Annotated in this window: 23 protein-coding genes; 16 read left to right on the forward strand and 7 right to left on the reverse strand. The window is 73.6% G+C overall.

What is annotated here, in order from left to right:
• Positions 1-81: 81 nt before the first annotated feature.
• The gene (locus tag JAO84_RS32810) at positions 82-2418 is read left to right on the forward strand and encodes a heavy metal translocating P-type ATPase (RefSeq protein ID WP_370416097.1); all 2337 of its coding nucleotides are present in this window, start codon (positions 82-84) and stop codon (positions 2416-2418) included.
• Between the two features lie 11 nt (positions 2419-2429).
• Entirely contained in the window at positions 2430-3350 is a 921-nt protein-coding gene (locus JAO84_RS32815; protein WP_370416098.1) for a GNAT family N-acetyltransferase, read from the forward strand.
• Positions 3351-3416: 66 nt separating this feature from the next.
• Here the strand turns inward: JAO84_RS32815 and JAO84_RS32820 are convergent, their stop codons facing one another.
• Together JAO84_RS32820 and JAO84_RS32825 are read right to left on the reverse strand one after the other, a co-directional pair.
• Entirely contained in the window at positions 3417-3788 is a 372-nt protein-coding gene (locus tag JAO84_RS32820) for an ArsR/SmtB family transcription factor (protein WP_370416099.1), read from the reverse strand.
• A 72-nt stretch (positions 3789-3860) separates the two neighbouring features.
• Positions 3861-4217, reverse strand: coding sequence for an ArsR/SmtB family transcription factor (locus tag JAO84_RS32825; protein WP_370416100.1), 357 nt, complete (start codon positions 4215-4217; stop codon positions 3861-3863).
• A 111-nt stretch (positions 4218-4328) separates the two neighbouring features.
• Between JAO84_RS32825 and JAO84_RS32830 the strand changes: the two genes are divergently transcribed.
• The 7 genes from JAO84_RS32830 (at position 4329) to JAO84_RS32860 (ending at position 10736) form a co-directional block, all read left to right on the forward strand.
• Positions 4329-5690 (forward strand): NAD(P)-binding domain-containing protein, encoded by a 1362-nt coding sequence (locus JAO84_RS32830; protein WP_370416101.1) that lies wholly within the window; start codon positions 4329-4331, stop codon positions 5688-5690.
• Positions 5691-5696: 6 nt separating this feature from the next.
• A complete protein-coding gene (locus tag JAO84_RS32835; protein WP_370416102.1) occupies positions 5697-6887 on the forward strand; it encodes an MFS transporter in 1191 nt (396 codons plus the stop codon).
• Between the two features lie 36 nt (positions 6888-6923).
• The gene (locus tag JAO84_RS32840; RefSeq protein WP_370416103.1) at positions 6924-7979 is read left to right on the forward strand and encodes an ArsO family NAD(P)H-dependent flavin-containing monooxygenase; all 1056 of its coding nucleotides are present in this window, start codon (positions 6924-6926) and stop codon (positions 7977-7979) included.
• A 201-nt stretch (positions 7980-8180) separates the two neighbouring features.
• Positions 8181-8606, forward strand: coding sequence for an aspartate 1-decarboxylase (gene panD, locus JAO84_RS32845; protein WP_370416104.1), 426 nt, complete (start codon positions 8181-8183; stop codon positions 8604-8606).
• A gap of 23 nt (positions 8607-8629) precedes the next feature.
• A complete protein-coding gene (locus JAO84_RS32850) occupies positions 8630-8980 on the forward strand; it encodes a GNAT family N-acetyltransferase (RefSeq protein ID WP_370416105.1) in 351 nt (116 codons plus the stop codon).
• A gap of 144 nt (positions 8981-9124) precedes the next feature.
• Positions 9125-9289 carry a hypothetical protein gene (locus tag JAO84_RS32855; protein WP_265867640.1) on the forward strand — a complete coding sequence of 55 codons (165 nt, stop codon included), beginning with the start codon at positions 9125-9127 and terminating at the stop codon, positions 9287-9289.
• 91 nt (positions 9290-9380) lie between these two features.
• On the forward strand, positions 9381-10736 hold the full coding sequence (locus JAO84_RS32860; protein WP_370416106.1) for a transglycosylase family protein: 1356 nt from the start codon (positions 9381-9383) through the stop codon (positions 10734-10736).
• Here JAO84_RS32860 and JAO84_RS32865 read toward each other — a convergent pair.
• On the reverse strand, positions 10617-11621 hold the full coding sequence (locus JAO84_RS32865) for a DMT family transporter (RefSeq protein ID WP_370416107.1): 1005 nt from the start codon (positions 11619-11621) through the stop codon (positions 10617-10619). The two genes, JAO84_RS32860 and JAO84_RS32865, sit on opposite strands and share 120 nt — an antisense overlap.
• A 266-nt stretch (positions 11622-11887) precedes the next feature.
• Here JAO84_RS32865 and JAO84_RS32870 point away from each other — a divergent pair, with 266 nt between their 5' ends.
• The 3 genes from JAO84_RS32870 to JAO84_RS32880 all read left to right on the forward strand — a co-directional run bounded on the left by JAO84_RS32870 (position 11888) and on the right by JAO84_RS32880 (position 14661).
• On the forward strand, positions 11888-12637 hold the full coding sequence (locus tag JAO84_RS32870) for a (2Fe-2S)-binding protein (RefSeq protein WP_370416108.1): 750 nt from the start codon (positions 11888-11890) through the stop codon (positions 12635-12637).
• 51 nt (positions 12638-12688) lie between these two features.
• Entirely contained in the window at positions 12689-14182 is a 1494-nt protein-coding gene (locus JAO84_RS32875) for an SDR family NAD(P)-dependent oxidoreductase (RefSeq protein ID WP_265867645.1), read from the forward strand.
• A gap of 308 nt (positions 14183-14490) precedes the next feature.
• The gene (locus tag JAO84_RS32880; protein WP_370416109.1) at positions 14491-14661 is read left to right on the forward strand and encodes a hypothetical protein; all 171 of its coding nucleotides are present in this window, start codon (positions 14491-14493) and stop codon (positions 14659-14661) included.
• A 96-nt stretch (positions 14662-14757) separates the two neighbouring features.
• Here JAO84_RS32880 and JAO84_RS32885 read toward each other — a convergent pair whose 3' ends face one another.
• From JAO84_RS32885 to JAO84_RS32900, 4 genes are read right to left on the reverse strand one after another with little or no spacing between them, the layout of a single operon-like run.
• A complete protein-coding gene (locus tag JAO84_RS32885; RefSeq protein WP_370416110.1) occupies positions 14758-16197 on the reverse strand; it encodes a lipase maturation factor family protein in 1440 nt (479 codons plus the stop codon).
• Between the two features lie 18 nt (positions 16198-16215).
• Complete coding sequence (locus JAO84_RS32890; protein WP_370416111.1) at positions 16216-16383, reverse strand: hypothetical protein; 168 nt, start codon at positions 16381-16383, stop codon at positions 16216-16218.
• 51 nt (positions 16384-16434) lie between these two features.
• Complete coding sequence (locus JAO84_RS32895) at positions 16435-16980, reverse strand: DUF1990 family protein (protein WP_370416112.1); 546 nt, start codon at positions 16978-16980, stop codon at positions 16435-16437.
• Positions 16977-17861: a YndJ family protein gene (locus JAO84_RS32900; protein ID WP_370416113.1), complete on the reverse strand. Its 885-nt coding sequence runs from the start codon at positions 17859-17861 to the stop codon at positions 16977-16979. The genes JAO84_RS32895 and JAO84_RS32900 overlap by 4 nt, the downstream gene beginning before the upstream one ends.
• 208 nt (positions 17862-18069) lie before the next feature.
• Here JAO84_RS32900 and JAO84_RS32905 point away from each other — a divergent pair, with 208 nt between their 5' ends.
• From JAO84_RS32905 to JAO84_RS32920, 4 genes are all read left to right on the forward strand, one after another.
• Positions 18070-19248, forward strand: a complete 1179-nt coding sequence (locus JAO84_RS32905) for a DUF6777 domain-containing protein (RefSeq protein WP_370416114.1) — start codon at positions 18070-18072, stop codon at positions 19246-19248.
• A 105-nt stretch (positions 19249-19353) separates the two neighbouring features.
• On the forward strand, positions 19354-21474 hold the full coding sequence (locus JAO84_RS32910) for a SpoIIE family protein phosphatase (RefSeq protein WP_370416115.1): 2121 nt from the start codon (positions 19354-19356) through the stop codon (positions 21472-21474).
• Between the two features lie 67 nt (positions 21475-21541).
• Complete coding sequence (locus tag JAO84_RS32915; RefSeq protein WP_370416116.1) at positions 21542-22414, forward strand: Fpg/Nei family DNA glycosylase; 873 nt, start codon at positions 21542-21544, stop codon at positions 22412-22414.
• A 21-nt stretch (positions 22415-22435) separates the two neighbouring features.
• Positions 22436-23194: a LytR/AlgR family response regulator transcription factor gene (locus JAO84_RS32920; RefSeq protein WP_370416117.1), complete on the forward strand. Its 759-nt coding sequence runs from the start codon at positions 22436-22438 to the stop codon at positions 23192-23194.
• Positions 23195-23221 lie beyond the last annotated feature (27 nt).

The raw sequence follows: 23221 nt of genomic DNA on the forward strand, positions 1-23221 counted from the left end.
CGGCAGCACGCTGCCGCCCCTGTAACCCCCCTATGTCCAGTCCACCGTTCACCCGTCCACCGTCCTAAGGAGAACGCAGTCATGGCAGGCACTGCCACGACGGCACCGGCCGTGGTCACGCTCGACATCGGCGGCATGACCTGCGGTGCCTGCTCGGCCCGAATAGAGAAGAAGCTCAACCGCCTCGAAGGCGTGACCGCCGAGGTCAACTTCGCCCTCGAACGGGCCCACGTCAGCTTCGACGAGCGGCATTCGGTCGACGACCTCATCGACACGGTCGTGAAGCTGGGCTACACCGCCGAGCTGCCGCCGCCCCCCGAGGCGGCGGCCTCGGCGGCGTCGGCCCCCGGCGAGTCGGCCGAGGAGGCCGCGGACCGCGAACTCGCGGCCATGCGTCGGCGCATCCTCATCTGCCTCGCGCTCACCGTGCCGGTCATCGCCATGGCCATGGTCACCCCGCTCCAGTTCGACAACTGGCAGTGGCTCTCGCTCACCCTCGCCGCACCGGTCGCCGTCTGGGGTGCCTGGCCGTTCCACACGGTCGCCTGGAAGAACCTCAAGCAGGCCGGCGGCACGATGGACACGCTGGTGTCCGTCGGCGTCCTCGCCTCCTTCGGCTGGTCGCTGTACGCCCTGTTCTTCGGTTACGCGGGCATCACCGGCATGCAGATGCCGTTCCTGATGACCCCCACCCCGGGCCAGGGCCTGCACCACATCTATCTGGAGGTCGCGACCTCCCTGACCCTCTTCGTCCTCGTCGGCCGCTACGCGGAACACCGCGCCAAGCGCCGGGCGGGCAGCGCCGTACGCGCCCTGCTCGAACTCGGAGCCAAGGACGTCACCGCCCTGCGCGCGGGCCAGGAGGTCACGATCCCGATCGGCGAACTCCGCGTCGGTGACCAGTTCGTGGTCCGGCCCGGCGAGAAGATAGCCACCGACGGCGTCGTCGTGGACGGCACCTCCGCCGTCGACGCGTCGATGCTGACGGGGGAGAGCGTCCCCCAGGAGGTGACCGTCGGCGACAGCGTCGTCGGCGCCACCGTCAACACCAGCGGCCGACTGACGGTACGGGCCGAGCGCGTCGGCGCGGACACCCAGCTCGCCCACATCAGCCGCCTCGTCTCCGACGCCCAGGCGGGCAAGGCGCCCGTGCAGCGGCTCGCCGACCGGATCGCCGCCATCTTCGTACCCGTGGTCGTCGCCATCGCCTTCTGCGTCGGCGGCTTCTGGATCGGCAACGGAGGGGACTCGGCCGTCGCGCTCACCGCGGCCGTCGCCGTCCTCGTCGTCGCCTGCCCGTGCTCGCTCGGGCTCGCCACCCCCACCGCCCTCCTCGTCGGCACCGGGCGTGGCGCCCAGCTCGGCATCGTGATCCGCGGACCCCAGATCCTGGAATCCACCCGCCGCATCGACACCGTCCTGCTCGACAAGACCGGCACGGTCACCACCGGCAAGATGCGGCTCGTCGAGACCGTCTGCGCCGAGGGCACCACCCGGGACGAACTCCTCACCCTCGCGGGGGCGTTGGAGCACTCCTCCGAGCATCCCATCGCCACGGCCGTCACGGTTGCCGCCAGGGCAGTGACCCCGGACCTGCCCGCGGTCGCCGACTTCCAGGCCAGCGCCGGCTTCGGTGTGGTCGGCACGGTCGACGGACGCGAGATCATCGTCGGTCGCCCGGGGTGGGTCGGCGAGCGGATGAGCACGCCTGACGGTCTCCGGAGCCGCCTCACCGAGATCGAGGGCAGCGGCCACACCCCCGTGGCCGTCGGCTGGGACGGGCGCCTGCGCGGACTCCTCCTCGTCGCCGACGAGGCCAAGCCCACCAGCCGCCGTGCCATCGACGAGATGCGCAGCCTGGGGCTCAACCCCATTCTGCTGACCGGCGACAGCAAGGGCGCGGCCCGCCGTATCGCCGACGAGATGGGCATCACCGAAGTCGAGGCGGAGGTCCTGCCCCAGGACAAGGCGGCCGTGGTGCGCCGACTGCAGGACGAGGGCCGGAACGTGGCCATGGTCGGCGACGGCATCAACGACGCCGCCGCGCTCGCCCAGGCCGACCTCGGCATCGCCATCGGCGGCGGCACCGACGCCGCCATCGAGGCCAGCGACATCACCCTCGTGCGGGGCGATCTCCGCGACGCCGCCGACGCGGTCCGCCTCTCGCGGCGCACGCTCGGCACGATCAAGGGCAACCTGTTCTGGGCGTTCGTCTACAACCTCGCCGGCATTCCGCTCGCGGCCTCGGGCGTCCTCAACCCGATGATCGCGGGTGCGGCCATGGCGCTCTCCAGCATCTTCGTGGTGACCAACAGCCTCAGGCTGCGTCGCTTCAAGTCGTCCTCCCGGCACGACGACGCGAAGGCCGAGGCCGAGCTCCTGGCCCCCGCGAGCCCCAGCCCGGCGGCGGTCTCGTGATCGTCAGCTCCATGGGCCTGCCGATGGCCCTCGTCGACGTCGACCAGGCGCTGAGCGGCGACTGGCGGGAGTACGAGGGCAAGGTGGACCTCATCAGGGTCCAGGACCCGCCCGTGGAGTCCTGGACCCGGCTGAGAGAGGCCGGATTCCTGCCCAAGCCGCAGGTGGTGGCCTGGCGGGCCGAGGTCCTGGACTCCGAGGATCGGTATCTCGGCACGCTTCCCCGCAAGGACCGCTACGACATCCGGACCGCCTATCGGAGGGCCGGGGAGGGCGGCCTTCGGGTGGGGACGGAGCCGCTGACGGCCGGACTGCTCGAGGAGTTCCTGGAGTTGTACGAGCGTCAGGTGGCGGCCATGCGGCACGGCTGGGCCGTCGCCGTCGAGCAGCGGCGGAACATCCTCGCCGAGGCCGAGAGCTACTGCGCGGTCATGGTTCGTTCGCAGGGCACGCTCGTGGCCGGCTGTCTGAACCAGGACGTCCCGGCGAAGGACGAGATCCGTGCACGTTTCTCGGCCGTGAGTTCGGACCATCGTCACGACAGCCTGGCGCGACTGCTCTACTGGGAGATGCTGCGCGAGGCGCGGGGAAGGAAGCGGCGCTGGGCCTCGCTCGGCCGGGACATCAACCTCTACGGCCACGTGGTCAAGCCCGGGCTTTTCAGCTTCAAGTCCAGGCTCGGATTCGCCGCCGTGCCGGGGCAGTTGCTGGAGCCGGGCAGCGGTTCGCACCAGGCCGACCGGGTCGTGCGCTTCAAGGAACTGACCGACCCGACGCTGCTGTTGTCCTACGCGCCGGTGGCCGGGGAGGCGGCGGCCCTTGCCGCCCCGCTCCAACTGAACCTGTGCACCCCGTCGGAGGAACTGGACACCGGCCCCTACCGTGGCGTCGGCCTCGCCGGCACCACCGTGCACACCGTACGCCCCACCTGAGACCGCGGGCGGGCATCGTGATCATCCCCCGTACACGATGCCCGCCCGCTTCACGTCTGTCCGCCGTCAGGTGCGGGCCGGCATGGCCAGGAGGGACGCCAGGGCGGCGAAGACGTCCGGGTCCACCCGGTAGTAGACCCAGGTGCGGCGCCGCTGGGAGGTGAGCAGTCCGGCCTCGCGCAGCTTCTTCAGGTGGTGGGAGACCGTCGGCTGCGAGACACCGACGTCCGCGATGTCGCACACGCACGCCTCGCCGGCGGGGTGAGAGGCCACGCGCGACAGCAGCCTCAGCCGGACCGGATCTGAGAGCGCCTTGAAGACGGTGGCCAGCCGCTCGGCGTCCGGCGTGGAGAGCTCCGCCGAGATGAGCGGAGTGCAACAGGGCACTGCCCCCTGCGACGGAGGGGCGGCCTCGGGAACCATACTCAGGTTCGACATTCTTCTATTTTTGCATGCGTCGAATTACGGCCGCAATGGGTTCGGCGGCTCCGCGTGCGCGCCGGTGGGGCGTCAACTGCCCAGTGCGAGAAGGGCGGACATGGTCGCCACGGGCTGTGGGGCGACCCGGTAGTAGATCCAGGTGCCGCGCCGCTCCGAGGTGAGCAGCCCGGCCTCGCGCAGCTTCTTCAGGTGGTGGGAGACCGTCGGCTGCGAGACGCCGACGTCCGAGATGTCGCACACGCAGGCCTCCCCGGCGGGGTGGGAGGCGACGCGAGAGAACAGGCGTAGGCGGACCGGATCGGCGAGCGCTTTGAACAGCGTTGCCGCGTACTCGGCGTCGGCCTCGGAGAGGGCGCCGGAGTCCAGTGGCTCGCAGCAGGCTGCCGATGCCGCCTCGATGGTGACCGTGGGACGTTTATTCGACATTCTTCTATGTTGACACTTGTCGAAGTGTGCGGCAAGCTGGCCTCAGATTAGATAGCCGTCTAATCAGTGCAGCGGGGGGACACTCCCGCCGACAGCGAAGGACAGAGCCCGATGACCTCCATCGATGCCGCTGAACTCCCCGTCGTCGTCATCGGCGCCGGCCCGATCGGCCTCGCCGCCGCAGCTCACCTCGTGGAACGGGGCCTGAACCCGCTGGTGTTCGAGGCCGGGGCCGCCGCCGGGGCCGCCGTGCGCGACTGGTCCCACGTCAGGCTGTTCTCCACCTGGGACGAGGTCATCGACCCGGCCGCCGAGAAGCTCCTCGCGGCGAACGGCTGGCAGCGGCCCGACGGCGCCACGTACCCCACCGGCGGCGACTGGGTCGAGTCGTATCTGAAGCCCCTCGCCGACGCACTCGGCGACCGCGTCCGTCTGGGCACGACCGTCACCGGCGTCTCCCGCGCCGGCCGTGACCGCGTCGTCGACGCCGACCGCGACGAGCAGCCGTTCACCGTCCACGCCGTCGCCGCCGACGGGAGCGAGCTCCGGCTTCTCGCCCGCGCCGTCGTCGATGCCTCCGGCACCTGGGCCAAGCCCGGCCCCGCCGGTGGCAACGGCCTGCACGCCGTGGGCGAGCGCGCCCACGCGCAGCGCATCGCCTACCGCGTGCCCGACCTCCGCGACCCCGAGACCCGCGCCCGCTACGCCGGCAAGCGCACCGCTGTCGTGGGCAGCGGCGCCTCCGCCTTCACCGCTCTCGTGGCCCTCGCCGAACTGGCCGCGTCCGAACCGGGCACGCGTGCGCTGTGGGTCCTGCGCCGTGGCGTCACCTCCGCCACGTACGGAGGCGGCTCGTCCGACCAGCTCCCTGCCCGCGGCGCTCTCGGCCTCGCGGCCAAGGCCGCGGTCGACGCCGGCCACGCCGACGCCGTCACCGGCTTCCGGATCGCCGAGATCGAGGCGAACGCCGACAGCACGCTCACGCTCGTCGCGGAGGACGGCACGCGCACCGAGCCCGTCGACGAGGTCATCACCCTCACCGGTTTCCGCCCGGACCTCTCCTTCCTCGACGAGCTCCGCCTCGACCTGGACGCACGGCTCCAGGCGCCCGTCGAGCTCGCGCCCCTGATCGACCCCAACGTCCACTCGTGCGGCACCGTCTACCCGCACGGCGCCAAGGAGCTGTCGCACGGCGAGAAGAACGTCTACCTCGTCGGCATGAAGTCCTACGGCCGCGCGCCCACCTTCCTCGCCATGACCGGCTACGAGCAGGTCCGCTCGATCGCGGCGGCCCTCGCCGGTGACCACGAGGCCGCCGAGCGTGTCGAGCTGACGCTGCCTGAGACCGGCGTGTGCGGCGGCTCCGGCCTCTTCGACGCCCCCGCCGAGGAGGAGGGCGGCAGCTGCTGCGGCGCCCCCGAGACCCTGCAGATCGAGACCATCGGGCTGGCCGGCCGTCCCGTCGGCAGCTGACCCCCGATGAGACCGGTCGCAGCCGCCCGGCCGCTCGCCCCACCCCAAGGGCGACCGCGCCGGGCGCTGTGGGCGCTCTGCCTCACCCAGATCACGAGCTGGGGCATCCTCTACTACGCCTTCCCCGTGCTGAACGCGGAGATCACCGCCACGACCGGCTGGTCCGCACGGGCGACCACCGGTGCCTTCTCACTGGCTCTCGTCGTCTCGGCCGTCTCGGGCATCTTCGTGGGCCGCGTCATCGACCGCCGAGGCCCCCGGATGGTCATGACGGCCGGATCCGTTCTGGGCGGGATCAGCCTCGTCGTCATCGCCACCGCACCCGACCTCAGCGCCTTCTTCGTCGGCTGGGCCCTCGCAGGCGCGGCCATGGCCGCGACCTTCTACCAGCCGGCCTTCGCCGCCCTGACCCGTTGGTGGGCGCCCGACCACGTCCGCGCACTCACCGTGGTCACCCTCGCCGGCGGACTCGCCTCCACCGTCTTCGCCCCGCTCACCGCGGCCCTCGCCGACCGGTTCGGCTGGCGGGACACGTACCTGGTCCTCGCCCTGGTGCTCGCCGCCGTCACGATCCCCGCACACGCGACCGCTCTCAACGCCCCGTGGCCCGCTGCCGTGCCGGCGGCACAGGAGCACGCCGACGCCTCCGGCATCGCGCGAAGCCGGGCGTTCGGCATGCTCGTCGTCGCGATGACGCTTTCGGCCTTCGCGACGTACGCGGTCGTCATCGCCCTCGTACCCCTCATGGCCGAGCGGGGGTTCTCCCTGTCGGCCGCCGCCCTGGCCCTCGGCCTGGGCGGGGCGGGCCAGACCGTGGGGCGCCTCTTCTACGCGCTGCTGGCCCGCCGCACCGGGCCCCGCCTGCGCCTCGCCGTGCTCATCACGTGCGGCGGCCTCACGACAGCGGCCCTTGCCGCGATCCCCGGCCCCTACCCGTTGGTCGTCGCGCTCTCCATCACCGCCGGCATGATCCGGGGGAACCTCACCCTCGCCCAGGCCACCGCCGTCACGGACCGGTGGGGAGCGGCCCATTACGGCAGGCTGTCCGGGCTCCTCGGAGCGCTTCCGACCGCAGCCGGCGCCTTCGCCCCTTTCGCGAGCGCGGCGCTCGCGGTCTCCTTGGGCGGATACCCTCACCTGTTCGCCCTGCTGGCGGCGGTCGCGGCCGTCGCCGCCCTCGCCGCCCTCCGTACGTAGTCGTTCGCAAGCCTCGGAAGAAGGGAAGTCCCCAGCATGAGCAGGACGTTCGACGTTGTGGTGATCGGTGGAGGCCAGGCCGGACTCGCCGCCGGCTACCATCTGCGCCGAGCCGGACTCGACTTCGTCGTCCTGGACGCGGGCACGGCACCCGGCGGCGCGTGGCGGCACGCCTGGGACTCCCTCCACCTGTTCTCCCCGGCGGCGTACTCCTCCCTGCCGGGCCGCATCATGCCGCCGCAGCCGGGGGAGCAGTTCCCCGAAGCGGGACACGTCGTCGAGTACCTCACCGACTACGAGCAGCGGTACGAGCTCCCCGTCGTCCGCCCCGTGCGCGTCCGAGGCGTCCATGACGAGGGCGAACTCCTCCGTATAGAGACCGACTCGGACACCTGGCACGCCCGCGCCGTCATCAGCGCCACCGGTACTTGGTCCCGCCCCTTCGTGCCGTCGATCCCCGGCCGGACGGACTTCCAGGGCCGCCAACTCCACACCGTCGAGTACGACAACGCCGCGAGCTTCGCCGGACAGCGCGTCATCGTCGTAGGAGGCGGCAACTCCGGCGCCCAGATCGCCGCCGACCTCGCGCACGACACCCACCTCACCTGGGCCACCCTGCGTGAACCCCGCTACCTCCCCGACGACATCGACGGCCGCGCCCTCTTCGACGCCGCCACCGCCCGCCGCCGCGCCCTCGACGAGGGCCGCCCCGACACCGGCGGCGTCTCCGCCCTCGGTGACATCGTGGCCGTCCCTCCCGTCCGCGAAGCCCGCGACGCCGGCCTCCTCAAGGCCACCCCGATGTTCGACCGCCTCACCCCGACCGGCGTGGCGTGGGCCGACGGCATGACCGCCGAGGCCGACGCCATCATCTGGTGCACCGGCTTCCGCCCCGCCCTCACCCACCTCACCCCCCTCGCCCTCCGCACCCCCGACGGCCACATCCCCACCCACGGCACCCAGTGCACCACCGACCCCCGCATCCACCTCCTCGGCTACGGCGACTGGACCGGCCCGGCGTCGGCAACGCTGATCGGCGTGGGCCGCACGGCGAGGGAGGCGGCCCGGGCCATCGCCGAGCACCTGCGATGACTTCAGCGCGATCGTTGCCGCCTCGTCGGGGTGACGGTGGTCACGAGGGATCTTGGGGGAGTGCTGCGTACGCTTGGTGGGGTCGTCGCGGTGGGGCAGGGAGAGTGAACGCTGCCCGGACATGCGACTCGTTGTAGGGTGAGGAAACAGCCCTTGACCTGCAAAAACGCAGGCAGGGAGCCTAAGTCCAGGAGTACGTCCATGATGCGCACCATGTTCAAGTCGAAGATCCACCGCGCCACCGTGACGCAGGCCGATCTTCACTACGTCGGATCCGTGACCGTCGACGCCGAGCTGATGGAGGCGGCCGACCTGCTGCCCGGCGAGCTCGTCCACATCGTCGACATCGACAACGGGGCCCGCCTGGAGACCTATGTCATCGAGGGCGAGCGCGGCTCCGGCGTGATCGGGATCAACGGCGCCGCCGCGCATCTGGTGCACCCCGGGGACCTGGTCATCCTCATCAGCTACGCGCAGGTCAGCGACGCCGAGGCGCGCGCCCTCGTGCCGCGCGTCGTGCACGTCGACGCCGGCAACCGCATCGTGGAGCTCGGGGGCGACGCGTCGGCGCCCGTGCCCGGGACCGACACGGTGCGCCCGCCGCACGCCGTACCCGCGCAGATCTGACCACGGCCGAGGAGGCCCGCAGCATGGCAGAGCTGGACCTGACCATCCGCGACGACCGGGAGAAGGGCCGCCTGGAGGCGTTCGACGACGGCGACTACGCCGGCGTCGTCGTCTACTTCGTCCTCGACGAGGAGCCGCACGCCCTCGTCGCCGTGCACACGGTCGTCGAGGCCACGCACGAGGGGAAGGGCGTCGCCGGCGCGCTGGTGAAGGAGTTCTACCGGATCGCCGCCGCCGCGGGCGTCCCCGTCGTGCCGCTCTGCCCGTACGCCGCCAAGTGGGCCGAACGGCACCCCGACGAGGCCCCGGTGCCGGCGGCGGAGGTCGTCCGCGCGGCCAAGCGACAGCTGAAGGCCAGCCCGGAACTCTGGTGACGCGGCCCGTGCCCCGGCCGCGCCGCCACCCGAAGGAATGGGTCCGGCGCGCCGGGGCACACGGACGGGGGGGAGGCTGGGATCCGGGCCCGCTCGGGCCCGGCACCCGCACCCCCGCCCGTACCCCCAGACCGGGAGTCCGTCATGACCCAGCCCCCGATCCCCGACCCGCTGCCCTCGCCCGGCCCCGTGCCGCCCGGCCCGCCGTCACCGGTGCCCCCGCCGGTCCCGCCGCCCGTGCCGCCGCCCAACCCCGTACCCGTACCGGAGCCCGAACCGCAGCCACAGCCCGGACCCGCCGGGTTGTGACAGGCCAGGCGAGGGATCGGGCCGAAGCCCTTGTCACGCACGGTTGCCAGCCCCTACCGTGGGCGACTGCCGATGCGTTCGAGGGGGGCCCATGCCAGCCGTACGCGGGAATCGCGAGAATCGCGGGAAACACCGTCGGTACCAGCCGAGCCGGATCAACCGTGCCTCGCTGACCGTCACCGCGGGCGGCGCCGGAATCGCCCTGCCGCTGATCGGCGCGGGCACCGCGCACGCCGCCTCGCTCGACGTCTGGGACAAGCTCGCGTCCTGCGAGTCCTCCTCCAACTGGCAGATCAACACCGGCAACGGCTACTTCGGCGGCCTCCAGTTCAGCCAGTCCACCTGGGAGCGGTACGGCGGGACGCACTACGCGCCGCGCGCCGACCTGGCCTCCAAGGACCAGCAGATCGAGATCGCCGAGCGCGTGCTCAAGGGCCAGGGCCCCGGCGCCTGGCCGGCCTGCGCGCCGCGCGCCGGCCTGGAGCGCGGCGGCGAGGCCCCCGGCGTCACCACCCAGACCGAGCGCACCCGGCCGCTCAAGGACGCCCCGAAGGCCCGGCAGGCCGCGTTACCCGCCCAGCGGACCGCCGCCCCGGCCAACCCGGCGAGCCCCACCACCGTGCCGACCGTCCGCGAGATGTACACCGTCGCGCCCGGCGACTCGCTCTCGAAGATCGCCCGCGACGCGCACGTACGGGGCGGCTGGCCCCGGCTCTACGCGGCGAACCGCACCGTCGTCGGCGACGACCCCGACCTGATCCTCCCCGGCCAGCGGCTCACCCTCCGGATCAGCGCCCCCGCCGCGCCGCAGAAGTCCAAGCCCCAGCCCAGGCCCAGGCCGGAGACCAAACCGGCCACCCCGAAGCCGCCGACCGCGAAGACCCCGGTCAAGCCGCCCGCCCCGGCACCGCCCGCCACCAAGGCCCCGGCCCCGAGACCCGCGCCGAAGCCCGTCACCAAGCCGGTCGCCGCGAAGCCCGCCGCCAGGCCCGCCCCGAAGCCGGCACACAAACCCGCCGCCAAGCCCGCTCCCGAGCGCGCCCGCTTCGCCACCCCCGTCGCCGACGCCGACATCGGCACCCGCTACCGCAAGGCCGGCTCCTCCTGGTCCAGCGGCTATCACACGGGCGTCGACTTCCCCGTCCCCACCGGCACCTCCGTACGGGCCGTGTCCGACGGCACGATCGTGTCGGCCGGCTGGGGCGGCGCCTACGGCTACCAGATCGTCATCCGGCACCACGACGGGCGCTACAGCCAGTACGCGCACCTCTCGGCGCTCTCGGTCCGCGAGGGCCAGCGGGTCACCGCGGGGCAGCGGATCGCGCGGTCAGGATCGACCGGCAACACTTCGGGACCGCATCTGCACTTCGAGATGCGCACGGGTCCCGGGTACGGGTCCGACATCGACCCCCTGGCCTACCTCAGGGCCCGCGGCGTCAGCATCTGACCTGCCGCCCGGCGCGGATGACACCGAGGACACCGATGACACCGCCGGGGAGTCCTCGGGCCGCCCGAGCCGGTCCAGGGTGAGCTGCACCAGGCCGCCCGCCGCCACCGCGCCGCAGATCAGGGCGGCGACGGTGCCGGCCGCCCCGTACCGGAAGGACTCGCCGAACAGGGTGAGGCCGACGGCCGCGGCGATCACCGGGTTCACCACGGTGAGCGTCGCCAGCGGCGCGGCGAGGCCCGCGCCCCGGTAGGAGGCCTGGGAGAGCAGCAGACCGGTGATCGCGAGCGCCGAGAGGACGAGCAGGCTGGTCCACTCGGCGAGCGGCGCGTCCGCCGTCCACTCCTCGGCCACCGTCTTGGTGAACACCGAGGCGATGCCGAAGGCCCCGCCGGCCGCCGTCGCCAGGATCACGCTGCGCAGCGCGGAGCGGCCCACCAGGTGCGCGAGCACGAAGAGCAGCGCCACCGCGCCGAAGGTCAGCGCCGCGAGCAGGTGCCGGTCGGCGTCGGACAGCGGGTGGGTGCCGGGGCCGCCGGTGAGGCTGAGCAGCCCGGCCAGGCCCACGGTCGCCATCAGCGCGCCCCGCCAGGCGGTGCGCCCGACCCGGCGGCCCACGAAGAGCGCCGCCATCGGCAGCGCGAAGACGATGGTGAGCGCGCCGAGCGGCTGGACCAGGCTCAGCGGGCCGTACGCGAGCGCCGCCACGTGCAGCGCGGCGCCGACGCCGTTGAGCAGGACGGCGCCCCACCAGGCGGGGCGGCGCAGCGGTGCGTAGCGCGGGCCGTCGGCCGCGGCCGCGACCCGCTCCTGCACGATCGCCGCGGCCGCGTAGGCGACCGCGGAGACCAGGGCGAGGAGCACGGACAGCACGAGGGGGCTCATACCTCCACGATCTCTCTTCCGGGCGTTCGCGTCGTCGTACCTGGGAACGCGATCTCGCGTACCGCGAACGGAGTACGAGGCTGCCCCGTACACCTCTGGATGTACGCCCGCGCAGGTCAGGGACGGTGGCGGGCAACCCCTACGGGGCGCGTCCGGCGCCCCGCGCGCCCCGCCCCGCGCCCCCGGCGGTCCGGATTCCGAGCCACCGCCGCCCCCGCCCGGTCCACATTGGCCCGCACCGGGCGCCCGCCCGTACCGTGTGCGCCGTGGACCTCGACCAGAGCGCCCGGATCGGCGGCTTCTTCGCCCTGCGCACCAGCCCGCCGCCCGCCCCGCAGACCGCGCCCGCCCCGCCGCGGCCGTCCGGACCCGCCGCCGTGCCCCTCGCGCTCCTGTACGCGGGCGGGGCCGACGCCGCCCTCGCCGCCCGCGTCGACCGGGTCGCCGCCGGCCTGGGCACCTCCGAGCGCCGGGTCGCCGCCTCCGCCGCCCACCTCGGTCTGGCCGCCCGGCTCTGGTCCGTCGCGCTCGGCCCCGCCGCGCTCTTCGGCCGCTTCCCCGACCTCACGCCCGAGACCCTCCACTGGGACGGCACCCTCGGCGCCCCCGACGAGCTGTGGTGGTCCGGCACCGCCGGCCGGCCCGCCACCGTCGACGACCTGCGGGCCGCCGTCCAGGAGGCCCACCTGGTCCCGCTGCACGCCGCCTTCGCCCGCGACGGACGGATCTCCCCGCGGCTGCTGTGGGGCAACGCGGGCTCCGCGCTCGCCGGCGCCCTGCGCGAACTGCTCCGCTGGACCCGGGCCCACGACCGGCCCGAGGCCGCCGCACGCGCCGTCGCCCTCACCCGCGGGCTGCTCGCCCACCCCGACCTGGAGCGCACCGTCCGCGGCCCGGCGCTGCGCCGCACCACCTGCTGCCTCTACTACCGCGCCCCGTCCGGAGGCCTGTGCGGCGACTGTGTGTTCGACCACCCGCCCCGTAAGGGTTTGGAGCGACGGCCCCCGGCTCCGTAAAGTTGCCTCTTCGGGAGTGCAGGCGCGAGCGATCGAGGAACGACGAAGGCCATGACGGTGACCGAAGAGACCCAGGACCTCGGGGAGGCCCAGGAGTACGGGCCGGGCATCGACCCGGAGCGACTGGCCGTCTGCCTCAGCGTGCTCGACGAGCTGGACACGATCGACGTGGACCACCCGGACGCGATCGCCGTCCGCCGTGCCACCGCCGGCATCTACCGGACCGTGAAGCAGCGCCGCCGCCAGGAGCGCCGGGCCGCCAAGACCGCCCACGACAAGGCGGTCACCGAGGCGACCGCGACCGGCTCCGCGCAGCGCATCGACGACGAGACCGAGGGCATCCTGCCCTCGTCCGTCACCGAGGCCGGCAAGATCGCGGGCATACTCCAGCGCCCGCGCTCCTGCTACACCTGCAAGACCCGCTATGTCGAGGTCGACTACTTCTACCACCAGCTCTGTCCGGACTGCGCCGCCCTGAACCGGTCCAAGCGGGAGGCCCGCGCCGACCTCACCGGCAAGCGCGCGCTGCTCACCGGCGGCCGCGCCAAGATCGGCATGTACATCGCGCTGCGGCTGCTGCGCGACGGCGCCCACACCACGATCACCACCCGGTTCCCCAAGGACGCCATCCGCCGCTTCAAGGCGATGGAGGACTCCGCGGAGTGGATGGACCGCCTGGAGGTCGTCGGCATCGACCTGCGCGACCCGGCCCAGGCCGTGGCCCTCGCCGACCAGGTCGCCGCCGCGGGACCGCTGGACGTCCTGGTGAACAACGCGACGCAGACCGTGCGCCGGCTGCCGTCCGCGTACGCCGCCCTGGTCGACGGCGAGAGCGCGCCGCTGCCCGCCGGCGAGCTGCCCGCCCACCACGTCATCGGCGCCTTCAACTCCGGCGCCGTCGACGGTCTGGCCGCGCTCCCGCTCGGCACCGGCGCCATCGACGCGCAGGCCGTCGCCGACCTGGCCCTGGTCGCCGGCAACGCGAGCATCGAGCGGCACCACGCCGGCACCGCGATCGACGCCGGCGGTCTGGTGCCCGACGTCGTCGACACCAACACCTGGGTGCAGACCATCGACCAGATCTCCCCGGTGGAGCTCCTGGAGACCCAGCTCTGCAACTACACCGCGCCCTTCATCCTCATCAGCAAGCTGCGCCCGGCGATGGCCGAGGCCGCCGCACGGGCGAAGAGCGGGCGCGCGTACGTCGTGAACGTCTCCGCCATGGAGGGCGTCTTCAGCCGCGGCTACAAGGGCGCCGGGCACCCGAACACCAACGCCGCCAAGGCCGCGATCAACATGGTGACGCGGACCAGCGCGCAGGAGATGTTCCAGTCCGACGGCATCCTCATGACCTCCGTCGACACCGGCTGGATCACCGACGAGCGCCCGCACTTCGACAAGCTGCGGCTGGCCGAGGAGGGCTTCCACGCCCCGCTCGACCTGGTCGACGGCGCGGCCCGGGTCTACGATCCGATCGTGCGCGGCGAGGACGGCGACGACCTGTACGGCGTGTTCATGAAGGACTACCTGCCCGGCAAGTGGTGAGCCGCGCCCGCCGTTCCGGCAGGCCGTCGATTTGATCGATGATCGGGCATCCAAACGCCCGCTGACCTCGGTAAACGGGGCCGAACGAGCCGCTTTCACTCGATCGCGTCACACTTTCGCGCCCCATAGAGCGCCCGCGCGCTCAGATGGTTAATCTGATGTCCACGGTCGGCCACCGGGGGTTCCACCGAACCCCCACGGCCGGCCAGGGGACAGGCCTGACATCAAGGCCGCGGTCCCGCCCCGATACGGCGCCACCGCGACCGACCGGCCCAGACCCATTGACTCGCGACACAGAGGAGTGCGCGGTGACACCCGAAGTGACCCAGCAGGAGCAGAGCCCGTCCGAACCCAAGGAGCGGCCGCGCCGCTCCGGAGAACTCGGCAGCCTCGAAGTGTGGGCCCGCTCGGCCCCGATCCGTCTGGCCGGCTACGAGGACGACCTCGCCGAGCCGCACATCCTGCCCGGCATCGACTGAGCGACCAACGCGTCCTGACCGACGCGTCCCCCGTGCCCCCGCCCGCCCCACGCGGTGCGGGGGCACGGGCGTGCCGGGCCCCGACCGGGCCCCTTGTCAACCGGCCGGCCTGCGCCCGGCGGGCTCCCGCAGGGCAACCGGCGGCAGGTACTCGCGCAGCAGTGTCCGGTGCCACCAGGCCCCGGTCTCCCGCAGTTCGCTCCAGGTGGTGAAGCGATAGCGGTAGAGCCGGGCCCGCACATAGACCGGCGGTTCGTCCGGGAACGGGTTGTGCCGGAGCAGCCGCAGGGTGTCCCGGTCCCCGGCGAGCAGCCGCTCCACGAACGGGCCGAACCAGTCGCGGGCGTAGCCGGGGGAGAGCGCCGCGAACCACATCAGCCAGTCGAGCCGCAGATGGTACGGGGCGAACTGGCGCGGCATCCGGCGCGGGTCGCCCGGCTTGCCCTTGAACCCGTACTCCCGCCACTCGGTCCCCGCGTGCGGCAGCCCGGGCTCGGCGGTGCCCTCGACCACGATCTCGTCGCGCACCCGGCCGACCGTGCCGAAGGCCCCGTACGTGTTGACCAGGTGCAGCACGTCGAAGGACCGGTTCATCGCCTGCCGCCTGGAGAGCAGATTGCGCACCGGGTGCCGGCTCTGCACCAGGATCAGGGCGGTGGCGGCGCAGACCACGACCACGTACCAGAGCGGCGCCTCCGGCTGCGGGTGGTCGTCGCCGGCGAGGAGCGAACCGTCCACGGCGGAGAGCGCGAGCACGATGGTGATCCAGTTCAGCCAGGCGAAGTTGCCGGAGAGCACCAGCCACAGCTGGGTGACGATCATCAGGCCCGCGGCGATCGTGGCGACCGGCTGCGGGGCGAAGAGCAGCACCGGAACGCCGAGCTGGACGACATGGTTGGCGGCGCACTCGACCTTGTGCAGCGGTCCGGGGATGTGGTGGAAGAACCAGCTCAGCGGGCCGGGCATCGGCTGGGTCTCGTGGTGGTGGTACAGGCAGGTGAGGTCGCGCCAGCAGCGGTCGCCGCGGATCTTGATCAGCCCGGCGCCGAACTCGACCCGGAAGAGCAGCCAGCGGAGCAGGAAGAGGACCAGGACCGGCGGCCCGGTGTCGTCGTTGCCGAGCAGCACGGCGAGGAAGCCGGTCTCCAGGAGCAGCGACTCCCAGCCGAAGGAGTACCAGGTCTGCCCGACGTTCACGATCGACAGATAGAGCGCCCAGGCCAGCAGCCACAGCAGCATCGACACCGGCAGCGGCACCGCGTCACCGGCCCCCGCCACCAGGGCGAGGGCGAGGGCGGCGCCGCTCCAGGCGACGGCGGCGAAGAGACGGTCGGAGTAGCGCCACTGGAAGAGGCTGGGCGCGCGGCGGGCCGGCACCGCCCGTACGAAGTCGGGCACGGGCAGCATGCCGCGGGCGCCGATCAGCGCCCGGAACTGCAGCGCCGCCGACAGGAAGGCGACGAGATAGAGGCCGGCGAGCCCCCGCTGGAAGACGATCCGGCTCAGCCAGTAGTCGGGGGCGGTGAACCAGTCCATCGCGCCGGGCGCGGGCGGTCAGCCCTTTCGCTCGTCCTCGTCCGCGGTCCGCTCACCCTCGGCCTGGGAGGGGGTGGTCCGGGTGACCTGCGGGTGGACGTGCGCCTTCTGCTGCTCGTCCATGTCCTCGTCGAGGCGCTCGCCCTCGGCCTGCGAGGGGCTGGTGTACTCGTCGTACTGGCTCATGGCCGCCTCCTCGAAGAGGTGCGCGGGGTGAGTACGGAACGAGCGTAACTCTCATCGGCCGGCGGCGAGAGCCGTGAGGGCGCGGCCGAGCCGGCGGGCGTAGGCGTGCTGCAGGAAGCGCACGACGGGCCCGCCGAGCCGGGTGTACCAGGCGGCGGCGCGGCTGAAGGCGGTGACCGTGAACCACACGTCGCCGTTCTCGTGCAGGTCGACCACGAAGGACTCCTCGCCGCACTCCGGGTGCCCGGCGCGGGTGCCGTAGGCGAAGCCGGTCTCGCGTTCCGTGTACGTCGTCCAGATCACCTGGCAGGGCGCGGTGAAGCGGACCGGGCCGAGGCCGAGCGAGACCTCCAGGGTGACGCCGGGCGCGGCGCGGTCGGCCGCGCTGTGCACCCGGGCGCCGGTCGCGCGGTGCATCGCCCAGGTGGTGACGGCGGCGCCGGCCGCCTCGTACACGGCCCGGCCGTGGCCGATCCGGACGGTGTGGTGGAGGTGGTGGTAGCCGGCGGGCAGCGGGCCGGTGCGGGTGGCGCCGACCTCGGGGTAGCTGGTGCCGGGGGTGGGGGTGTCCGAGAGACTGCGGATGAGGCGGGTCATGCCGGGAGCTCCGTTCGGTGGGCGGGGACGGCGACAGGGGTACGGGCAGGGGCGGCGGTACGGGCCGGGGCGAGCCGGCGCCAGGCGAGCAGCGAGCAGAGGGCGAAGCCGAGGGCGTTGCCGAGGCCGTGCGTCGCGGCCATCCAGGTCAGGCTCGGGTGCGGCACGCCGGTGGCCTCGCCGAGCGCCCAGCTCAGGGCGAGCAGCATGGTGGCGACCAGAACGGCGGCCGAGGTGGCGAGCAGCGACCTGGTGACCCGGTCGGGGGCGTCGGCGCGCAGCTCGCGCCAGGTGGCGAGGGCGACGGCCCACATCCCGGCGGTGAGGACGAGGGCACCGGCGAGCTCGGCCCAGTCGTCGACGAAGTAGCCGAGGAGGACGAGCAGGGTGCCGAGCGGGACGCTGAGCGCGGCGAACCGGGTGCCCCGGCTGTCCGCCGTACGGCAGACGAGGCCGGCGACCAGGGCGGCGGCGAAGCCCGCGAAGTGGAAGTGCGGCACGGTGAGGGCCAGGATGCCGAGCTCGAAGCCGAACAGCTGGTACCCGGCGCGCTCGGCGGCCAGGGCGAGCCCCGCGACGGCCGGCGTGACGAGCGCGGTGAGCGCCGCGATCTCGGCGGGGGCCATGGACCGCGTGAGCGCGAGCCGGACCGGCGCGTGCAGGGCGAGGGCCAGGGTGGCCAGGGCGTAGACCGACGCGAGGGCGACGGCGAGCGGTGAGCGCGGCAGCCACAGGGCGACCGCGCCGGGCAGCGCGAGCAGCGGCCAGGCGCGGCGCAGCAGGCGCAGGGTGGCCGGCTGCGGTCCGTCGAGCAGCCGGAGCCCGACGGGCACGACGACCAGCATCCCCAGCATCACGATCAGTCCGACGAGCACGGACACGGCACCGTCACCCCCACGAGCGAGATCGGTTGAACATGTTCAACCCTTTCGGTGATGAGCCTAGAGCCTTCCTTGAACGTGTTCAAGTGGCGGTTCGGGTGACGGGGCGCACGCGGTGCGGCGCCGGATGGACGCGCCCGGATTGCGGGGCCCCGGGGCCTGCGGCAGACATGAAGGAACGACCGGGGGCGGATAGGCGGGAGACCCAGTGCGCGACGCAGCCAGACCACGGCCCTCGACACCACCAGGACACGGCCGAGGGCCCTCGCGCACCGCCGCGCGCACGCTCGCCGCACTGGCCTCGGCCCTCCTCCTCGCGGGCTGCTCCGGCGGCGACCCGGGCGAGCCCGGCGCCGAGCAGAGCGCCACGGGGCCCGCCCGCGAGGTGCTGCTCCAGCCCGCCGGCAGCCAGGGCCCCGCCCCCTTCACCCCCTCCACCGCCCAGGAGGGCGCCCCCGTGCAGCAGGAGGCGCCGCCCGTCACCGGCGTCTCCGACCCCGCACCGGCCGGGCACGCCCTCACCGGCTCCACCCCCGGCCTCTACGGCGGCACCCGCTCCGTCGCCAGCTGCAACGTCGAGCAGCAGGTCTCCTACCTCACCGCCGAACCCGGCAAGGCCCGCGCCTTCGCCGAGTCCGCGGGCATCCCCGAGAGCAACCTCGCCGACTGGCTGCGCGGCCTCACCCCGGTCCTGCTGCGCGCCGACACCCGGGTCACCGGGCACGGCTTCCAGAACGGCCGCGCCACCTCCTTCCAGTCCGTGCTCCAGGCCGGCACCGCCGTCCTCGTCGACCAGTACGGCACCCCCCGGGTCCGCTGCGCCTGCGGTAACCCGCTGCGCTCCCCGGCCGCCGCCGACGGCGCCGTGCACACCGGCGAGCCCTGGCCCGGCTACCGCCCCGAACGGGTCGTCGTCATCACCCCCACCAGCGGCACCGTCGGCAGCCTGGTGATCGCCAGCGCCGCCGACAACACCTGGCTGGAGCGCCGCACCGGCACCGACGGCGACCAGGACCGCAGGCCCGACGTCCTGCCCTCCTGCGACCCGGCCTCCTGCGACCTGGTCACCAACCCGCCCCAGCCGGTGCCCGACCCCAACGCCCCCTCCACCGCCCCCTCGGTCCCGGTCGTGCCGCACCACACCCCCTCCGCGCCCCGCGAGAACGAGCGGCCGGGCGACCCCGTCGCCCCGCCGATGCCGGACGACACCGCACCCGCGCCCACCCCCGACGTACCGCCAGGCCCCGACGGTCCGGTCGGGCCGGAGCTGCCGGTCGTGCCGGACGGGCCCGGCGAGCAGCAGCCGCAGCCCGAGCCGCCGCCCTCGTTCGAGGAACTGCTCCCCGGCGACACCGCGCCCCATCAGCCCGAGACCTTCGAGGGCTGACGGACCTTGTCGCGAACCTTGTCGCCGACCTGGCTGCGAACGTTGTTGCGAACCTGTGCCGATCTTCGCCGTGCGTACGGCCGACGCGACGCCTAGCGTGGCCCCATGACTGCGGGCAGAGGGGGCGGGACGGCGGCCGAGCCGTGCCGCTGCACGGTGGACGCGGCGGGCTCGGCGGGGACCACCTGCTGCTTCCTCCACGACTTCGGCCGGGAATTCCGGATGGGCAGCTTCGACTGGGACCTGCTCACCGGCCGGATGACCATGGACGAGGGCGCCCTCGACGTCTTCGACATGCCCGCCGACGAGTACGACGGCGACCCGGCGACCCTCGGTTCCCGCGTCCTGACCGACGAGGGCCGCCGGCTCGACTCCCTGGTCGCCCAGGCCCTCAAGGACGGCAGCGCGCACTACGGCGCCTACTTCCGCATCCGCACCCGGGACGGCGTCCAGCGCTGGACCCACACCCAGGGCGTGGTCCGCCGCGACGCCGACGGGCGCCCCGTGCGCATCATCGGCCTCGTCCGCGACGCCTCCGAGGAGCTCACCGAGTCCGCCGCCCGGCTCGGCCTCGACGAGGGCCGCCGACAGCGCACCAGCGTCGTCGAGGGCATGACCGCCGCCCTCGCCCACGCCCGCACCGTGCAGGACATCATCGACCTCCTGAACGACTCCCAGGGCCTGGCACACTTCGGCGCCGCCAGCCTCGTCATGGGCCTGCTCGAATCGGGCCGCATCCACCTGGTGGCCGAGGGACCCGCCGGCGCCTTCGTGCCGGGCACCCGGTTCACCCGCGTGGACGAGCCGTACCCGATGAGCGAGGTCGTCCGCACCCTCAACCCCCGCTTCATCGAGTCCCCGGAGGACTTCGCCGCCTCCTACCCGATCCTGTGGCCCCACATCAGCGGCCTCGGCATCACCTCCGCCGCCTACCTCCCGCTGATCGCCCAGGCCCGCCCCATCGGCGCCCTCGGCCTGCTCTACAGCGACCGGACCGGCTTCAGCCCCGACGAGCGCAACCTGCTCGTCGCCCTCGGCAGCTCCATCGCCCAGAGCCTCCAGCGCGCCATGCTCTACGAGCAGGACCACGACCTCGCCGAAGGCCTGCAGCAGGCGATGCTGCCGCGCCGCATCCCCGACGTGCCTGGCGCGCAGATCGCCGTCCGCTACCGCTCCGCCCGGCTCGGCCGGGACATCGGCGGCGACTGGTACGACATCATCCCGCTGCCCGGAGGCCGGGTCGGCGCCGTCATCGGCGACGTCCAGGGCCACGACACCCACGCCGCCGCCGTCATGGGCCAGCTGCGGATCGTGCTGCGCGCCTACGCCGCCGAGGGCCACACCCCCGCCACCGTCATGGCCCGCGCCTCCGTCTTCCTCCACGAACTCGACACCGAACGCTTCGCCACCTGCACCTACGCCGAGACCGACCCCGCCACCGGACTCGTCCAGATCGTGCGCGCCGGGCACGTCGACCCGATGCTCCAGGACCGCGACGGCAGTGCCCGCCGGCTGCCCGTCGAGGGCGGACTGCCGCTCGGCCTGTCCGCCGAGTTCGGGCGCCTCGAATACCCGGTCACCGCCGTCGAGCTCGACCCCGGCCAGACCCTGCTGCTCTACACCGACGGCCTGGTCGAGAAGCCGGGCGCCGACCTCGACGAGGGCCTGCAGTGGCTCACCTCGCTGGTCCGGCGCGGCCCCCGGGACCTCGGGCTGCTCGCCGACCACCTCTGCGACGTCGTCGACGAGCGCGGCGGCGAGGACGACGTCGCCGTGCTGCTGCTGCGCCGCGAGGGCGACCGCTCGCCGCAGGCCGGCGGCCGGCTCCAGCAGCACGTCGGCCAGAACGACCCCGAAGCCCTCAGCTCCGCCCGCCACATGATCCGCGCCGCCGTCCGCGCCTGGGGCGCCGGCAGCCGCTCCGACGAGATCGAGCTGGTCGCCGACGAGCTGACGACCAACGCCCTGATGCACACCGACGGCGGCGCCATCGTCACCCTGCGGATGCTGACCGGCCCCGAACGCCGCCTCCGGGTCGAGGTCGAGGACCGCTCCAGCGCCCTGCCGCGCCGCCGCGAGGCCGGCGAGTCCGGGGTCTCCGGCCGCGGACTGCTCTTGGTCGAACGCCTCTCCGACGCGTGGGGCGTCGAACCGCGCGGCGGCGGCAAATGCGTGTGGTGCGAGTTCGCCACCGAGCAGCCGGGGGAGTGGGCCGAAGGGTCCTGACCCGGCGGTACGGGGCGGGGCGCGCGTCCGACGGGCGCGCGCCCGGCGCGTACGGCAGGGTGGGGGCATGCCCGAGCTGCCCGAGGTCGAAGCCCTCCGCGCGTTCCTCGACGAGCACCTCGTGGGCAAGGAGATCGCCCGCGTGCTGCCCGTCGCGATCAGCGTGCTCAAGACCTACGATCCGCCGGTCACCGCCCTCGACGGCGCCCGGGTCACCGGCACGGCCCGGCACGGCAAGTTCCTCGACCTCGCGACCGAGGGCCCGGCGGGCGAGCTGCACCTGGTCACCCATCTCGCCCGGGCCGGCTGGCTGCACTGGAAGGACGTCCTGCCGTCCGGCCCGCCGAAACCGGGCAAGGGGCCGCTCGCGCTGCGGGTCGCGCTCACCGGCGGCGACGGCTTCGACCTCACCGAGGCCGGCACCACCAAACGCCTCGCCGTGTACGTCGTCCACGACCCCCACGAGGTGCCCGGCGTCGCCCGCCTCGGCCCCGACCCGCTCGCCGCGGAGTTCGACCTCGCCGCCTTCACCGCCCTGCTCGCCGGCGAACGGCGCCAGATCAAGGGCGCGCTGCGCGACCAGAGCCTGATCGCCGGCATCGGCAACGCGTACAGCGACGAGATCCTGCACGCGGCGAAGATGTCCCCGTTCAAGCCCGTCCAGAACCTCACTGCGGCGGAGACCGCCGCCTTGTACGAGGCGCTGCGCACCACCCTCGCCGAGGCCGTCGACCGCTCCCACGGGCTCGCCGCCGGCAAGCTCAAGGCCGAGAAGAAGAGCGGCCTGCGGGTGCACGGCCGCGCGGGCGAGCCCTGCCCGGTGTGCGGCGACACCGTCCGCAGCGTCTCCTTCAGCGACTCCTCGCTCCAGTACTGCCCCACATGCCAGACCGGCGGCAGGCCGCTCGCCGACCGCCGCCTGTCCAAGCTGCTCAAATAGCGCTGAAATACACTCGCGGGCATGCTGCGCGTACTGGCCGTCGACGACGAGGCGCCGGCCCTCGAGGAACTGCTCTACCTGCTGCGGGCCGACCCGCGCGTGCGCACCGCCGAGGGCGCGGGCGACGCCACCGAGGCGCTGCGCAGGATCGGCCGGGCCGTCGAGTCCGGGCCCGACGGGCCCGAGGGCATCGACGTGGTCTTCCTCGACATCCACATGCCCGGCCTCGGCGGCCTGGACCTGGCCCGGCTGCTCGGCGGCCTCGCCCGGCCCCCGCTGATCGTCTTCGTCACCGCCCACGAGGGCTTCGCCGTCCAGGCCTTCGACCTGGAGGCCGTCGACTATGTGCTCAAGCCGGTCCGCCGGGAACGGCTCGCCGAGGCCGTACGGCGGGTCCGCGACCTGGTGCACGCCGGTGCCGCGGCCGCCCCGGCGGCGGCGCCCGCGGCCGAGCAGATCCCGGTCGAACTCGGCGGCGTCACCCGCTTCGTGGCCGTCGACGACATCGCGTACGTGGAGGCGCACGGCGACTACGCCCGGCTCCACACCGACCAGGGCAGCCATCTGGTGCGCATCCCGCTCTCCGTCCTGGAGGAGCGCTGGGCCGCGCGCGGCTTCGTACGGATCCACCGCAGCCATCTGGTCGCGCTCGGCCGGATCGACGAACTGCGCCTGGACGGCGGCGCGACCTCGGTCCGGGTCGGCGAGGCCGTCCTCGCCGTCTCCCGCCGGCACGCCCGGGAACTGCGCGACCTGCTGATGCGGCGCGCCCGGGGCTGACCTGGGCTGATCAGGCGGTCCGCCGGC

It is taken from the genome of Streptomyces fradiae, assembly GCF_041270065.1.
Classification (GTDB): Bacteria; Actinomycetota; Actinomycetes; order Streptomycetales; family Streptomycetaceae; genus Streptomyces.